Source organism: Sphingopyxis sp. LARHCG72 (assembly GCF_052871675.1).
The window spans coordinates 365,003-380,127 of the sequence record NZ_JBIXJU010000004.1 but is presented as its reverse complement, the minus strand read 5'-3'; the positions used below and the strand labels follow the sequence as shown (position 1 = coordinate 380,127).

The following is a 15,125-nucleotide window of genomic DNA, read 5'->3' as shown; positions in this document are numbered from 1 at the left end:
AGCGGACGTAGATTTGGCCGCAGAAGAGGAGCCAAAAGGATGAGCGAACTGGACGCTTTCCGCGCCGAGGTGCGGGACTGGCTGGAGGCGAATTGCCCCGCCGAAATGCGCGAACCGATCCGCGACGAGGATGACGTATGCTGGGGCGGGCGCAATTTCAAATTCAAGAATGATGCGCAGAAAGCGTGGCTCGATGCCTGCGTTTCCAAGGGCTATACCGTTCCCGACTGGCCCAAACCCTATGGCGGCGCCGGGCTGACCCCCGAACAGACCAAGGTCCTCAAACAGGAAATGAAGCGCATCAAGGCGCGCTCGCCGCTCGACAGCTTCGGCATCTGGATGCTTGGCCCCGCGCTGCTGCAGTTCGGCACCGAGGAACAGAAAGTTCATTATCTGAACCCGATCGCGCGCGGCGAAATCCGCTGGTGCCAGGGCTATTCGGAACCCGGCTCGGGCAGCGACCTCGTCAGCTTGCAGACCTTCGGCGAGGACAAGGGCGATCATTGGGTCGTCAACGGATCGAAGATATGGACCAGCTACGCCGACAAGGCCGACTGGATTTTCTGCCTCGTCCGCACCGACAAGGCGAATAAATATCAGGGCATCACCTTCATGCTCTTCGACATGGAGAGCAAGGGCGTCACCACCAAGCCGATCCTGTTGATCAGCGGCAACTCACCCTTCTGCGAAACCTTCTTCGACGATGTCGAGGTGCCGAAGACGCAGTTCGTCGGCGAAATCAACCGCGGCTGGGACGTCGCCAAATATCTGCTCGGCCACGAACGCGAGATGATCTCGGGCGGCGGCGCGGGCGGCGACATGATCAGCATCGGCGGCGCCTTTGCCAAGGCGTTCGGCAAGAATGCGGCGGGTGAACTCGACGATCCGATCCTGCGCGCCGAAATGGCGGCGTTCGACGTCGATGTCTTCGCGTACCGCGCGATGGGCGAACGTTTCATGGACATGTGGAAGACCGGGCGTGCGCATCCCGCCAGCTCGAACATGATGAAATATGTCGGCACCGAGCTCAACAAGCGCCGCCACGAACTCGTCATGTCGGGCGGCGGCAGCGAAGCGCTCGAATGGGACAGCGAAGAAACCAAGGGCGGCGCGCGCGCTCGCGGCTGGCTGCGCACCAAGGCCAATTCGATCGAAGGCGGGACGAGCGAAGTCATGCTCAACGTCATCGCCAAGCGTATCCTCGACCTGCCCGGAGCCTGACCCATGCCTCTGTATCACAATGACGACCAGGCGATGCTCAAGGACAGCGTCGCCCCCTTCGTGGCCGAACAGGCTCCCGTTTCGCACCTCCGCAGCCTCCGCGACAGCGCCGATGCGACCGGTTTCTCGCGCGACCTCTGGGCGCAGTTCACCGAAATGGGCCTGCCCGGCATGCTCGTTCCCGAGGCGCATGGCGGGCTCGGCATGGGGCATATGGAAGCGGGTATCGTGCTCGAGGAAATCGGGCGCAACCTGACCCCGTCGCCTTTCCTGTCGACCAGCGTCGGCGCGGTTGCCGCGCTTGCGAAGGCGGGCGGCACGCAGGCGGGCCGCTGGCTCCCCGCGATCGCATCGGGTGAGGCGATCGTCGCGCTCGCGATCGACGAGGGCGCCAAGCACCGTCCCGACCGCATAGCGACGACCGCGACGCGCGCCGGCAACGGCTTCCGCCTCGACGGCAAGAAGAGTTTCGTTCTTCATGGGCATGTCGCCGATGTCAGCATCGTCGCCGCGAAGACCGACGGCGGCATCACTTTGTTCGCGGTGTCTAGGGATGCGAAAGGCCTGACTGCCGATCCGCGCCGTCTCGTCGACTCTTCGCTTGCGAGCCATGTCACCCTCGACGGGGTCGAGGTCGATGCCGACGCGGTGATCGGCGAGGTCGATGCGGGCGGCGAAATCCTCGACGCTTTGCTCGCCGCGACGCGCACCGGCGCCGCCGCCGAAATGGTCGGCGTCGGGCAGGGCGCGATGGACATGACGGTCAATTACCTCAAGGAACGCAAGCAGTTCGGCAAGCTGATCGGCGAGTTCCAGGGCCTCCAGCACCGCGCCGCGCATCTTTATGGCGAGATGGAAGTCGCGCGCGCGACCGTGATGAAGGCGCAGCAACTGCTCGACGAGGGCAGCGAAGGCGCGAAACTGATGGTCTCGGTCGCGAAAGCGAAGGCCGGCCGCGCCGCGAACCTCGCGGTGCGCGAAGGCGTGCAGATGCACGGTGGCATCGGCATGACCGACGAATATGACATCGGCCTCTATATGAAGCGCGACCGCGCGCTCGCCGAATTTATGGGCGATGTGCATTATCATATCGACCAGGTCGCCCGCATGAACGGCTACTAAGAGCCAGGAATTTCCAAACCCCGCTCGCCCTGAGCTTGTCGAAGGGCCGTCCTTTCTTTCGGACGCCGCGGGGGAAGAACAGTCCTTCGACAAGCTCAGGACGAACGGAAAAGGATAGCGTTATGAACCTCCAAAACATGTTCGGCCTCGACGGCCGCATCGCGCTCGTCACCGGCGGATCGCGCGGGATCGGCAAGATGATCGTCGAGGGCTATCTCGCCGCGGGCGCCGCGCGCGTCTATATCTCGGCGCGCAAGACCGCGCAGATCGAGGAAGCTGTCGCCGATTTCGAAACGCGCTATCCGGGCAAGGTCATCGGGCTGCCCGTCGACCTTTCGACCGTCGAAGGCTGCCGCGCGCTCGCAAAAGAACTTGAGGCGCGCGAAGAACGCCTCGACATCCTCGTCAACAATGCCGGCGCGGCATGGGGCGAACCGTTCGAGGGTTTCCCCGAGGCGGGCTGGGACAAGGTGATGGACATCAACGTCAAATCGCCCTTCTTCCTGACGCAGGCGCTCCACGGCCTCCTCAAGGCCGGCGGCAGCGCCGAACGCCCCGCAAAGGTCATCAACATCGGCTCGATCGACGGCCAGCGGCTTAACCCGTGGGAAACCTACAGCTATCATGCGTCGAAGGCCGCGATCCTCTACCTCACCAAGCGCCTCGCGGCGCGGCTGGTCACCGACCATATCCTCGTCACCGCGATCGCCCCCGGCGCCTTCCAGTCGGAGATGAACAAGGCGGCGCGCGACCATGGCGATGCGGTCGCAAAAAGCATCCCGGTGAAGCGCATCGGCGTGCCCGAGGATATGGCGGGCGCCGCGATCTTCCTCGCGTCGAAGGCGGGCGATTATGTCGTCGGCGACACGATCACCGTCGACGGCGGGCTCGTCCACGGCGATTTGAAGACCAGCATCGACGCCTGACTTCCCTTTTATCGTCACCCCGGATCAAGTCCGGGGTGACGAAAGAGGAATTTGACTCGGCTGTCTCCAAGGTGTATTATTTCACTAATTCACCAAGGAGATAGTCGATGCGTCTTGCGTTCCTGATTCCCCCGATGATGCTCCTCGCCGCCTGCGGATCGGACGAGAAGAAATCCGGCGACGGCACCCAGGTCTCGATCAACGCTGGCGACGAACATGGCGGGGTCCAGATCAAGACCGGCAAGGACGGTGGGAACATCAAGATCGGCGGCGACGGTGCCGCGATCGACATCGACATTCCCGATTTCGTCGACCTCGATGTCGAAAGCGATTTCGACATCGACGGGGTGAAGCTCTATCCGGGCAGCAAGGTCACGACGGTCGACGTCGATGCGAACGACAGGAATGGCGCCAGCAAGGCGACAGTGAAACTTGGCTTCACCTCACCCGCCGCGCCCGCGAAAGCCGCTGACTGGATGGCGGGCGAATTCGCCAAAAAGGGCGTCAAGGTCACGCGCACCGGCGACACGCTCGCGGGCAAGGACAAGGACGGCGCCGATTTCCGGATCAACTTCGCCCCCGACGGCGCGAATGCCAAGGGCGAGGTGGTGATTACCAAGGTCTGATCAAGGCTTCGATGTGAACCCCGGCGAAAGCCGGGGCCCAGAATTGCAGGGCGTGGCTGACCCCGGCTTTCGCCGGGGCTCACTTACTACCCGCTATTCCGCAGAGCCGTCGCGATCGCGTTGATCGTCAGCTGAATACCCTCGGCGATGCGCGGGTCGGTTTCGCCCGCGCGGTGGCGCTTCATCAGCTCGATCTGGAGCAAGTTGAGCGGCTCGATATAGGGCAGGCGGAGGCGGATCGACGCCTCGAGCGCGGGGTTCTTTTCGAGCAGGCGCGTCTGGCCGGTGATGCCCAAGAGCCCGTCATGCGCGCGGTTCCACCCGTCGCGGATGCGGCCGAAAATCTCGGCATGCCCGTCGATATGCCCCGCCAGTTCGGCATAGCGCGCCGCGATCCCCATGTCGGATTTCGCGAGGACCATCTCCATATTGCCGAGCAGCGCCGCGAAAAAGGGCCAGCCCGCCGCCATGTCGGCGAGCAGCGCCTTGTCCTCGAACGCCGCGAAACCTTCGCCGGTGCCGTACCAGCCGGGCAGCATCGCGCGCGACTGCGCCCAGCTGAACACCCACGGGATCGCGCGCAGATCCTCGATCGCGCTCGACTTCGTGCGGCTCGATGGCCGCGACCCGATCTTCAGCGTCGCAATCTCGGCGATCGGCGTCATCGCGCGGAAGAAATCCTTGAACGCCGGGGTGTCGTAGACGAGCCCGCGATAGGCCGCGAAGGCGCTGTCCGACAGCTGGTCCATCGCCGCGGTGAAGCGCGCCGCATCCTTGTCGCTCGTCGCCTCCGGCTCAAGGCTCGCGAGCAGGCTCGCCGACACCATCGCCTCGAGGTTCGTCGCTGCGCTCGCCGCGGTGCCATATTTCGCCGCGATCACCTCGCCCTGTTCGGTGATCCGGATGCGTCCCTGCACCGTGCCCGCGGGCTGCGCGCGGATCGCGGCAAAGGCGCTGCCGCCGCCGCGCCCGACCGCGCCGCCGCGGCCGTGGAACAGCTGCATCGCGGTGTCGGCTTCCTCGAACACCGGGGTCAGCGCCTGCGACGCCTGATGCAAACCCCAGGTCGAGGTCAGGTAACCGCCGTCCTTGTTCGAATCCGAATAGCCGATCATCACTTCCTGATGCCCGCGCTGCCCGATCTGCGGGCCGATTTCGGGCATTGCGAAATAACGCGCCATGATCGCGGGCGCGCGGTCGAGGTCGGCGATCGTCTCGAACAAAGGCACGACCGTCAGGTTCGACCGGCCCGCCGCCTCGCCGCTCCGCCACAGCCCGGCTTCGCGCGCAAGGACATGGACCTCGAGGAGGTCGGACAGGTCCTGCGCCATGCTGATGATCCACTGGCAGATCGCGTCATTGCCCAGCCGCGCACGCACGTCGGCGGCGGCGTGGACGATCGCGAGTTCGCCCGCGGTCTCCTCGCTCCACTCGTGCCAGGGCGCGGCGAGCGGGCGGTCGCTTTGCAACTCGGCGGTGAGCAGCGCGACGCGTTCCTCTTCGCCCAGCGCCAGATAGTCGGCGCACACGCCCGACACCGCCAGCAATTCGGCGAGCACGCGTTCGTGCACCGCGCTGTTCTGCCGCATGTCGAGCGTCGCGAGGTGGAATCCGAAGACTTCGACGGCGCGGATCAGCCGTCCGAGCGCACCGATGCCGGCGAACTGGCCCTTGCCGCTCGCCGACAGGCCGCCCGCGATGGTGACGAGGTCGCGGCGGAAATCGGCCGGGGTCGCATAGGGTTCGCCGGGCAGGGCCGACGGACGCGGTGGCGCGCGGCCCACGATCTGCGCGTATGTGGCGCACAGCCGTGCATAAATGCCCGACAGCGCGCGGCGATAGGGTTCGTCGCGGCGGCTTGGTGCGGTGTCCCCGCTCGCCTCGGCCAGCGCCTCGACCGCCTCGGGAACCGCGGCGAGGCTCGCCGATACCGACAGCTCGGCGCCGAGCGCGTGGACGCGGTCGATATAATGACCGAGCACCGCGGCGGCGTTGCGCGCGGTCGCCATGTGCATCGTCTCGGCGGTCACGAAGGGATTGCCGTCGCGGTCGCCGCCGATCCAGCTCCCGACACGCAGGAAGCTCGCAGGGCGCTGCCCCAGCTCGGCTTCCCAGCGCGCGTAGAGTTTCGGTACCACGGGCAGGAAGACGTCGCGCAAATAGGTCAGCGCATTGTCGATTTCGTCGGCGACGAACAATTTCTCGGTGCGCAGCGGGCGCGTCTGCCAAAGGAGGACGATCTGCCGCCGGATCGCATCCTCGACGACATCGCCCTCGGGCGTCTCGTCGGCGCCGGCGTCGCGCAGCAGCATCAGCTCGGCGATGCGGTTCTTGTGGTCGAGCACCGACTTGCGCCGCACCTCGGTCGGGTGCGCGGTCAGCACCGGCGCGACGAGCGAGGCGCTGAGCAGCGCCGCGATCGCGTCGCCGTCGATCCCGTCTTCGCGCAGCTTCTCGATCGCCGCCGCGACCGTCGCTTCGGGTTCGGCCGCAACCCCCTGCCGATCCTCGGCAAGGTTGGCGAGCATCGAGAACAGCATGAAACCGCGCACGAAGGCGATCGTGTCGTCGAGGCTCAGCGCGTCGAGCCCCGGATCGATCGCCTCGGCCCCCGCGATGCCGCGGTGCCGGTCGACGCTCGACGAGCGGATATATTCGGTCTGGCGAAACAATTTTTCGCCGCCATAGGCGCGGATGACGTCGCCGAGGATCCGCCCCAGATAGCGGATGTCGGGATTTTGCGAGATCTGGATTGGTGGGCCCATGGACCCAGCTTGCTGCACCTGCGAAGGCGCAGGGTCAAGCCGACGGGCGGGCGCGCATAGCTATGCGCCCGCGCCCGGCTGTTCCGTCAGCGGGTCCGGACCATCACCAACGTGCCCATGTCGATCCGCGGACGGCCGTCGAAGGTCACGCCATTATGCGTGTCGGTGATGAACATCAGCTTCCCCGATGCGTCGGTGATGCGCGCCGAGACCGAATAGCGGCCGCGCGGGTCGATCTTGCGCTCGTCGACGGTCAGCGAAAAGGCGAAGGGCACCTGCCGCCCATCGGCGGTGAACGACTGCTGCGCGATCGTCTTCGACGGCGCGTCCATCAGGCTGACGTCGCTGAGCTGGATTTCGACCTGCGCCGTCGGCGGCAGAGCCATGCGCTCGCGATAGGTGATGCTGCCGGTGACCGACACGGGCGCTTCGGACGGCGGCACGATCGTCGCACAGGCGGCGAGCAGAGGCGCGGCGACTGCGCTGACGGCGAGCATACGGGTGATGCGAACCATGATGTTTCTCCTTTTTTCGATGGTTGGCGGCCGCCTAGTCCCATCGAGGTGAACCCACGCTGTCGCCCCTGTTGTGCGCCCGTCAGCCTTCCAGTTCAACATCCCAGTAGAGCCAGTCGATCCAGCTCGTGTGGAGGTAATTGGGCGGGAAAGCGCGGCCATTGTCCTGCAGCTGCCAGCTCGTCGGGCGCCACGGCTGGCGATAGAGCGGCATATGCGCCTGTTGCGGCGTCCGGCCGCCCTTCTTGAGGTTGCACGGCGCGCAGGCGGTCGCGACATTTTCCCATGTCGTGCGCCCGCCGAGCCGGCGCGGCACGACATGATCGAAGGTCAGGTCCTTGCCCGACCCGCAATATTGGCACGCAAAGCGGTCGCGCAGGAACAGGTTGAAGCGCGTGAACGCCGGATGTTCCGACGGCTTCACATATTGGCGCAGCGCGATGACGCTCGGGATCGGCATCGTCCGCGTCGGCGAGTGAATCTCGCGTTCGTAATTTTCGACGATGGTGACGCGGTCGAGGAACACGGCTTTCACCGCGGTCTGCCAGGGCCAGAGGCTCAGCGGATAATAGCTCAGCGGCGTATAATCGGCGTTGAGAACGAGCGCCGGACAGCTATCGGGATGTCGGGCAAGATCGGGATGGAACATGGCTAAGTAACGCTGCCCCCTTTGCTCGCGGGATGGCGCGCCACTGCCTCCCGCGCGTGACACCATCATTACATGCCCTATCAGATCCTGACGTCAAGGGGGCTTCTGTCCGCAATATATGGAATGATTCACTTTGACTCGGCACAGCATATGGATTCAGGAGGGCGCCGATGCTGACGCGTTTCGCCCCAAGCCCGACCGGCGAGCTTCATCTTGGCCACGCCTATAGCGCGGTGCTGGCGCATGAGGCCGCGCGCGCGGCCGGCGGGCGCTTCCTGATCCGCATCGACGATATCGACGGCAGCCGCTCGCGCGAGGAATATGTCGGCGCATCGCTCGCCGATCTTGCATGGCTCGGGATCGGCTGGGACGGCGACCCGGTGCGCCAGTCGGCGCGGCTGGGCGACTATGCCGCTGCGCTCGACGTGCTTCGCGCGCGGGGCCTTGTCTATCCTTGCTTCTGCACGCGCGCCGACATCGCCGCGAGCCTGTCGGCGCCGCATGGACCGTCGGGCGCTGTCTATCCCGGCACCTGCCGGGGCCTTTCGGATACCGAGCGCCAGCGCCGGATCGCGGCCGAACCGCATTGCTGGCGCCTCGATACGGCGCGCGGGCTTGCGGAGACCGGCGAACTGCAATGGGAGGAGGCGGGGCAGGGGCTGCGGGCCGCCGATCCGCGCGCGCATGGCGATATCGTCCTTGCGCGCAAGGATGCGCCCGCGAGCTATCATCTCGCGAGTACGCTCGACGACGCGGCAATGGGGGTGACGCACATCATCCGCGGCGCCGACCTTGTCGCCTCGACCGACGTCCACCGGTTGCTGCAAGCGCTGCTCTGCCTGCCGACGCCGCTGTACCGCCACCACGCCCTCGTCTGCGGTGCGGACGGGAAAAGGCTGGCGAAACGCGACGCTGCGGCGTCGCTCGCCGCGCTGCGCGCCGCCGGGATCGACGGGCGCACCCTCGCCGCCGATTTGGCCGCCGACCGGCTTCCCGCTGGCTATTCGCTGCAAAATCCCTAAATTGGGGCGCATGGAAATCCTGCTCATCCTTGGCGTCGTGATCGCCGCCGGCTTCGTCCTCTTCTCGCTCGCGCGCGGGCTCTTCTATTTCTCGCAAGGCCACCGCGCCCAGATGGACGGCACCGCCCAGGAGAATCAGGTGATGCAGAACAAGATGATGATGGCGCGCGTCAAATGGCAGGCGATCACGATCATCCTGCTCGTGCTGATCGGCCTTTTCGCCGCGGGCAAGTAAAAGCCGGTCGATGGTCAAGCTCAACAAGATCTACACGCGTACCGGCGACGACGGCACCACCGGTCTCGTCGATGGTTCGCGCATCGCCAAATCCGACGCGCTGATGGCGGCGATCGGCGACGTCGACGAAGCGAACAGCGCGATCGGGGTTGCCGCCGCCGCGCTCGACCCGAAAAGCGACGAAGCCGCAATGCTGGTCCGCATCCAGAACGAGCTCTTCGACCTCGGCGCGGACCTTGCGACCCCGCCCGACATCCAGTTCGGTTTCGGCCCGCACGACATGGCGCTGCGCATCGTGCCGAGTCAGGTCGCGCGGCTCGAGGACGAGATCGATGGCATGAACGATGCGCTCGAAGCATTGCGGAGCTTCATCCTCCCCGGCGGGACCGAAGCGGCGGCGCGGCTCCACCTTGCCCGCGCGGTGACGCGGCGCGCCGAACGCGCGGCCGTGGCGGCGGGGGCGGCGCGCGATCTCAATCCGCTCGCGCTCAATTACCTCAACCGCCTGTCGGACCATCTTTTCGTGCTGACGCGGCATATCAACGCCGCGGCGGGCGGCGACATATTATGGAAACCCGGCGCGACGCGCTGATTGGCTGACGGGACATATGTTCCCTAAATGTTCTAGACATTCCATCGCGCTGTAACCATAATCGGCTCCAACGCGAAACCGAATCGCACCTCGGGGGATTGTCTCACCATGGCCAGCCGCACCGACGCTTCGCCGATCACCGACACGCCGGAGAGCCTCATACGGCGCTTCGCCGCGACCCGCCGCCTGTCGCTCGATCTCGTCCGCACGCTCTCCGACGCCGATGCGAGCGCGCAGTCGATGTCCGATGCCTCGCCCGCCAAATGGCATCTCGCGCACACCACCTGGTTCTTCGAAACTTTCATCCTGCGCGATCATGTCGCAGGCTATCGCCTCTTCGACGAGCGCTATCCCTTTCTTTTCAACAGCTATTATGAATCCGAAGGGCCGCGCCATGCGCGCCCGCGCCGCGGCGTGCTCACGCGCCCGTCGCTCGACGAGGTCTGCATCTGGCGCGCGCATGTCGACGCCGCAGTGCAAAGCGCGCTGTCCGACCTGCCCCCCGCAGCGCGCGCGCTCGTCGAGCTCGGCATCCATCATGAGCAGCAGCATCAGGAGTTGCTGCTCACCGACCTCAAGCATCTCTTCGCGCAGAACCCGCTCGGCCCGGCCGTGTGGGAAATGCGAATCGCGAGTGAAGTTGCGCAGTTTTCCGCGATGAAGTGGATCGCCGGTGCCGAAGGCGTCGTACAGGTCGGGCATGGCGGCACCGGCTTCGCCTTCGACTGCGAAGGCCCGCGCCATGAGGCGTTGCTGACCCCGCACGCGCTCGCCAACCGCCCGGTGAGCAACGGCGAATGGCAGGAATTCATCGCCGACGGCGGCTATCACAGCCCGTCGCTCTGGCTCAGCGACGGCTGGGCATGGGTGCAGGCCGATAATGTCGACGCGCCCGCCTATTGGGACGGCGACCGCCAGTTCACGCTGTCGGGCTGGCGCGAAATCGACCCCGCCGCGCCGGTCACGCACATCAGCTTCTACGAAGCCGACGCCTTCGCGAGCTGGGCCGGTGCGCGTCTGCCGACCGAGTTCGAATGGGAAGCCGCCGCGGCGGCTTTCGACCCGCATGGCGGGCAACAGCTCGACGCGGCGGGGCCGGTGCAGCCGGCCGCGCGCACCGATGACGCCGACCTTGAACAGATGTTCGGCAGCGTGTGGGAATGGACCGGCAGCGCTTATCGTCCCTATCCGCGCTTCCGCGCGGCGCCGGGCGCGGTTGGCGAATATAATGGCAAGTTCATGAGCGGCCAGTTCGTGCTGCGCGGCGGCAGCTGTGCGACCCCGCGCGGCCATCTGCGCGCCTCCTACCGCAACTTCTTCTACCCCCACCAGCGCTGGCAGTTCACCGGCGTGCGGCTAGCGAAGGATCTTTGACATGGGCGTTGTGCGTCAACTTCGGCAGATTTCAGCCGACGATGCGGGCGTCGATGTCGCCTTTCGCGCCGACGTCCGTGCCGGGCTGTCGCAGCAACAGAAGGCGATTCCGGCGCGCTGGTTCTATGACGCGACCGGTTCGGCGCTGTTCGAGGATATCACGGCGCTTCCCGAATATTATCCGACGCGCAGCGAGACCGATCTCCTCACCCGCCACGCCGCCGACATGGGGGTGGCGATCGGGCCGGGCCGCGCGGTGATCGAACTCGGGTCGGGCAGCTCGACCAAGACACCGCTGCTGCTCGATGCGATCGCGCCGGCCGCTTATGTGCCGGTCGATATTTCCGGCGATTTCCTGCGCGACAGCGCGCTCGCGCTCGCGGCGCGTTTTCCGGGGCTCGCGGTCTATCCGGTCGAGGCCGATTTCACCCAGCGCGTCCCCTTGCCCGACGAAATTGCCGACCTGCCCAAGCTCGGCTTTTTCCCGGGCAGTACGATCGGCAATATGGTTGCGCGCACCGCGGTCGACCTCTTGCGCAACTGGCGCTGTGCGCTCGGCGAAGGCGCGCTCCTGCTGATCGGGATCGACCGGATCAAGGATGTCGCGACGCTCGAGCTCGCCTATGACGATCCCGCAGGGGTGACCGCCGCGTTCAACCTCAACCTGCTCGAACGCATCAACCGCGAGCTGGACGGCGATATTCCGGTCGAGAATTTCACCCATCGTGCGATCTGGGACGATGTCCATGCGCGTATCGAAATGCATCTCGTCGCGGCGTGCGACATGGACTTCACCGTCGACGGCCGCGCCTATCATATGGCCGCCGGGGAGACGATCCACAGCGAGAACAGCCATAAATATGGCGCGCGCGATGCGAACCTGTTGTTGCGCGCCTCGGGCTGGACCCCCATCGCGACGTGGGACGACGCCGATCCCGCCTTCGCACTGATCCTCGCCGAAGCGACCGCGTTCCGTTCGGCCCCCTGATGCTGCCTACTTGACGCGTGGGTCCGATACCGTAGGGGCACGGGCACGGTTTCCAAGCGAAAGGACAGCATATGATCGTCGGCGTTATCGGGGCAGGGCAGATGGGCGCGGGTATCGCGCAGGTCTCGGCGGGCGCCGGGCATGACGTGCTCCTTTCCGACATCGACATCGCGCGCGCCGAAGCCGGCAAGACCGGGATCGCCAAGGCGCTCGGCCGCCTCGTCGCGAAGGAAAAAATGACGCAGGCCGACGCCGACGCGCTCCTCGGCCGCATCACGCCGGTTGCCGACCATGCCGCCTTCGCCCCCGCCGAGCTTGTCATCGAGGCGGCAACCGAGCGCGAGGAGATCAAGCGCGCTATCTTTGCCAGCGTCGGCCGGCATCTCTCGGCGACCGCGATCCTCGCCAGCAACACCAGCTCGATCCCGATCACGCGCCTTGCGCAGGCCGCGCCCGACCCGGAGCGCTTCATCGGCGTCCATTTCTTCAATCCGGTTCCGGTTATGGGTCTGATCGAGCTGATCCGCGGCCTCGCGACGAGCGACGACACGCTTGCGAAGGTCGAGGCCTATGGCCGCGGGCTTGGCAAGGAGATCGTCCACGCCAACGATGCGCCGGGCTTTATCGTCAACCGGGTGCTGATGCCGATGATCAATGAAGCGATCTTTGCGCTCGGCGAAGGCGTTGCGACGATGCAGGACATCGACGCCGGTTGCCGTCTCGGGCTCAACCACCCGATGGGGCCAATCACGCTCGCCGACTTCATCGGGCTCGACACCTGCCTCGAAATCATCCGCGTGCTTTACAGCGGCACCGGCGATCCGAAATTCCGCCCCGCGCCGCTGCTCGTCCAATATGTCGATGCGGGCTGGGTCGGGAAGAAGGCCGGTCGCGGTTTTTACGACTGGACGGGTGAGGCGCCCGTGCCAACGCGCTGACGCCAGGAAAAAGGGACCTTCCCCCGATTTTGTGACTGGACGATCCGCGCGGCATTGGCGACGATGCTTTCGGGGTCGGACATCCTTGTCTGTTGGGGGGAAATATATGCGCTTGGTTCTGGCGGCCGCGGCGGCAGCATTTTCGATGGCGGCGGCACCGGCGCACGCCCAGTGGGTTACGATCAAGAATCCGGCGGCTTTCGTAGCGACCCTGAAAGCCATGGGCTATGCGCCCGGCGCGATCAGCAACGTCGATACGACGCCCGAGGTCGATGTCAGCATCGATGGTTTCGGAACGACGCTTCGCCTGGTGGGCTGCTCGGGCGGCGCGGATTGCAAATATATCACGCTCGTCGCGTCTTATAGCGATGTGATCGATCCGCCGGCGGTGTGGGTGCAGAAAATGAACGACGAGTTCGACCTCCTGCGCGTCGGCAGGAACGAAAAGGGACAACTTTATATGTTCGGCGCCTATGTGGTCGAGGGCCTGCCGCGCAGCGAGCTCAAGCGTATTTTCGACTATTGGGTGGCCGACACCTCCGCGATCGGGACCGAAGCGATCAACGGCGGCTATACGAAGAAGAAATAGCGGAGCCGGCCGGGCCTTTATGCGTTGATTCGATGCGCCGTTCGGGCGCGCCAACAGAGGGAAAGACCATGCGCAGAATCTGGTTGATGAGCCTGTCCGTCGCGGCCTTCGCCGTCCCGGTCCATTCATACGCCCAGCAGGGCGCGCCCGAGGACTCGACGATCAAGGATACCGCCAATTCGGTGACCGAGCCGTTCGACGGCAAGGAAGTGCCGCCCAAGCTGCTGGCGATCCAAGGCGATCCCTATTCGCTGGCGGGGCTTGGTAAATGCGCGGCGATCATCCGCGAGGTGGACGAGCTCAACGCGGTGCTCGGTGCCGACGTCAACGAACAGGTCGACAAGAGCCGCGCCAAGAAGCGCGAGGAAACCGCCGGGCGCGTCGCCGGTACGGTCGCGGGGGGGATCATCCCGTTTCGCGGGCTGATTGCCGAAGTCACCGGCGCCAATGCCGAACGGCGGCGCTATGCGCTCGCCGTCTACGCCGGAACGGTGCGGCGCGGTTTCCTGAAGGGCGTCGGGCTCGAGCGCGGCTGCAAGGCGCCCGCCCGGCCCTGATCCGTCACAGCGGCGTGTAGACGACGCGGCAGCTTTCGGGCGCCGAACGCAGCGCGGTGTTCCACGTTACGTCATTGCCGTTGCGCTGCAGCCGCGCGCCGGTCTTGTTTTCATAGATCGCCCCGCCGTTCGACGGGGTCTGTTTGAGCACCATCGAGCCGCGGCCGTTGACGCGGACGATCGCGGTGTTGCCGACATAGTCGACCTTCAGCTTCGTACCGCGGTTGCATTCATAGGTCGTGCCCGTGTTGCGCGGCACCGACGAACAGGCCGCGAGCGCGATGACGGCGGCGCCTGCCGCGAAAATGGCAGTCGGTTTCATATCCGTTCCCCCTCAATAGCCCGAACGGACGCACAGCACGTCGGCGAGATAGACCCGACCGCTCACCGTTTCCATATGTTCGCGCGCCGACCCGTTCCAGCCGATCGAACGGCAGTAATTGTCGGCGGTCTGTGCCGCGCAATTGGCCGTTCCCGACCCATATTCGCACGCAAGGATGCGGGTGTTGCCGCGCGCCGGCTGGGTATGGAATTCGGCGAAATTGCCGCGTGCGACCTGATCGTTCGCGGGCGGCTGCCATCCGCCGCCGCCGCCCGAACCCACCGGCCGGATCGACTGGATCGTCAGCCCGCGCAGCACATTGTTCAGCATCGGCGTATCGCGATCGACCGTCCGGCAATTGCCGCGATAGCGCGATTTCTCGCAGAGCTCCCACCGGCCATTGGGAACGCGGATCGAATTGACCGGCCAGGAAAGGCCGAGGTTCGGCTTCGCCTCGCCGATGAACACCGCCGGGCCGCGATAGCCGGCGTCGCGATAGATGGTCGCCTCGGGCGGGCGGTCGGGACGGTAGCGTTCGGTTTCGACGGTCTGCGCATTCGAGGTGGCGAGGAAACCCGCCCCTATCGACGCCGCAGCCGCGGCAAGGATCGACAAACGATAAGCGGTTTTCATGGCGGCCTCCCTGTTGGCGAACGCGACGTGGGATTTGTTCTGCGGTACAGA

At 65.6% G+C, this 15,125-nt stretch carries 17 protein-coding genes; 12 read left to right on the top strand and 5 right to left on the bottom strand.

Annotation, left to right across the window (positions count from 1 at the left end; translation table 11 throughout):
- The first annotated feature begins 39 nt into the window (after positions 1-39).
- From ACIPPQ_RS12010 to ACIPPQ_RS11995, 4 genes are all read left to right on the top strand, one after another.
- Positions 40-1,221 (top strand): acyl-CoA dehydrogenase family protein, encoded by a 1,182-nt coding sequence (locus ACIPPQ_RS12010; RefSeq protein ID WP_446544309.1) that lies wholly within the window; start codon positions 40-42, stop codon positions 1,219-1,221.
- A gap of 3 nt (positions 1,222-1,224) precedes the next feature.
- Positions 1,225-2,343: an acyl-CoA dehydrogenase family protein gene (locus ACIPPQ_RS12005; RefSeq protein WP_446544308.1), complete on the top strand. Its 1,119-nt coding sequence runs from the start codon at positions 1,225-1,227 to the stop codon at positions 2,341-2,343.
- A gap of 122 nt (positions 2,344-2,465) precedes the next feature.
- A complete protein-coding gene (locus ACIPPQ_RS12000; protein WP_446544307.1) occupies positions 2,466-3,269 on the top strand; it encodes an SDR family oxidoreductase in 804 nt (267 codons plus the stop codon).
- Between the two features lie 107 nt (positions 3,270-3,376).
- Positions 3,377-3,895 (top strand): hypothetical protein, encoded by a 519-nt coding sequence (locus ACIPPQ_RS11995; protein ID WP_446544306.1) that lies wholly within the window; start codon positions 3,377-3,379, stop codon positions 3,893-3,895.
- An 86-nt stretch (positions 3,896-3,981) separates the two neighbouring features.
- On the opposite strand, the gene ppc is transcribed toward ACIPPQ_RS11995, so the two are convergent.
- From ppc to ACIPPQ_RS11980, 3 genes are all read right to left on the bottom strand, one after another.
- Positions 3,982-6,660 carry a phosphoenolpyruvate carboxylase gene (ppc, locus tag ACIPPQ_RS11990; RefSeq protein ID WP_446544305.1) on the bottom strand — a complete coding sequence of 893 codons (2,679 nt, stop codon included), beginning with the start codon at positions 6,658-6,660 and terminating at the stop codon, positions 3,982-3,984.
- Positions 6,661-6,746: 86 nt separating this feature from the next.
- Positions 6,747-7,175, bottom strand: a complete 429-nt coding sequence (locus ACIPPQ_RS11985) for a YbaY family lipoprotein (RefSeq protein ID WP_446544304.1) — start codon at positions 7,173-7,175, stop codon at positions 6,747-6,749.
- 82 nt (positions 7,176-7,257) lie between these two features.
- Positions 7,258-7,824: an HNH endonuclease gene (locus ACIPPQ_RS11980; protein WP_037553138.1), complete on the bottom strand. Its 567-nt coding sequence runs from the start codon at positions 7,822-7,824 to the stop codon at positions 7,258-7,260.
- A gap of 170 nt (positions 7,825-7,994) precedes the next feature.
- Between ACIPPQ_RS11980 and gluQRS the strand changes: the two genes are divergently transcribed.
- The 8 genes from gluQRS to ACIPPQ_RS11940 all read left to right on the top strand — a co-directional run bounded on the left by gluQRS (position 7,995) and on the right by ACIPPQ_RS11940 (position 14,119).
- Entirely contained in the window at positions 7,995-8,846 is an 852-nt protein-coding gene (gene gluQRS / locus ACIPPQ_RS11975; RefSeq protein ID WP_446544303.1) for a tRNA glutamyl-Q(34) synthetase GluQRS, read from the top strand.
- A 10-nt stretch (positions 8,847-8,856) separates the two neighbouring features.
- On the top strand, positions 8,857-9,081 hold the full coding sequence (locus ACIPPQ_RS11970) for an HIG1 domain-containing protein (protein WP_446544302.1): 225 nt from the start codon (positions 8,857-8,859) through the stop codon (positions 9,079-9,081).
- A 10-nt stretch (positions 9,082-9,091) separates the two neighbouring features.
- Entirely contained in the window at positions 9,092-9,673 is a 582-nt protein-coding gene (locus ACIPPQ_RS11965; RefSeq protein WP_446544301.1) for a cob(I)yrinic acid a,c-diamide adenosyltransferase, read from the top strand.
- Positions 9,674-9,781: 108 nt separating this feature from the next.
- Positions 9,782-11,047, top strand: coding sequence for an ergothioneine biosynthesis protein EgtB (gene egtB / locus ACIPPQ_RS11960; RefSeq protein ID WP_446544300.1), 1,266 nt, complete (start codon positions 9,782-9,784; stop codon positions 11,045-11,047).
- A 1-nt stretch (position 11,048) separates the two neighbouring features.
- Positions 11,049-12,035 carry an L-histidine N(alpha)-methyltransferase gene (gene egtD, locus ACIPPQ_RS11955; RefSeq protein ID WP_446544299.1) on the top strand — a complete coding sequence of 329 codons (987 nt, stop codon included), beginning with the start codon at positions 11,049-11,051 and terminating at the stop codon, positions 12,033-12,035.
- Positions 12,036-12,106: 71 nt separating this feature from the next.
- Positions 12,107-12,973, top strand: coding sequence for a 3-hydroxyacyl-CoA dehydrogenase NAD-binding domain-containing protein (locus tag ACIPPQ_RS11950; protein WP_446544298.1), 867 nt, complete (start codon positions 12,107-12,109; stop codon positions 12,971-12,973).
- Between the two features lie 106 nt (positions 12,974-13,079).
- Positions 13,080-13,562, top strand: a complete 483-nt coding sequence (locus tag ACIPPQ_RS11945) for a hypothetical protein (protein ID WP_446544297.1) — start codon at positions 13,080-13,082, stop codon at positions 13,560-13,562.
- A gap of 68 nt (positions 13,563-13,630) precedes the next feature.
- The gene (locus ACIPPQ_RS11940) at positions 13,631-14,119 is read left to right on the top strand and encodes a hypothetical protein (RefSeq protein WP_446544296.1); all 489 of its coding nucleotides are present in this window, start codon (positions 13,631-13,633) and stop codon (positions 14,117-14,119) included.
- 4 nt (positions 14,120-14,123) lie between these two features.
- Here ACIPPQ_RS11940 and ACIPPQ_RS11935 read toward each other — a convergent pair whose 3' ends face one another.
- Together ACIPPQ_RS11935 and ACIPPQ_RS11930 are read right to left on the bottom strand one after the other, a co-directional pair.
- Positions 14,124-14,441, bottom strand: a complete 318-nt coding sequence (locus ACIPPQ_RS11935) for an MliC family protein (protein ID WP_446544295.1) — start codon at positions 14,439-14,441, stop codon at positions 14,124-14,126.
- A gap of 12 nt (positions 14,442-14,453) precedes the next feature.
- Positions 14,454-15,074, bottom strand: a complete 621-nt coding sequence (locus ACIPPQ_RS11930; protein ID WP_446544294.1) for a beta/gamma crystallin-related protein — start codon at positions 15,072-15,074, stop codon at positions 14,454-14,456.
- Positions 15,075-15,125 lie beyond the last annotated feature (51 nt).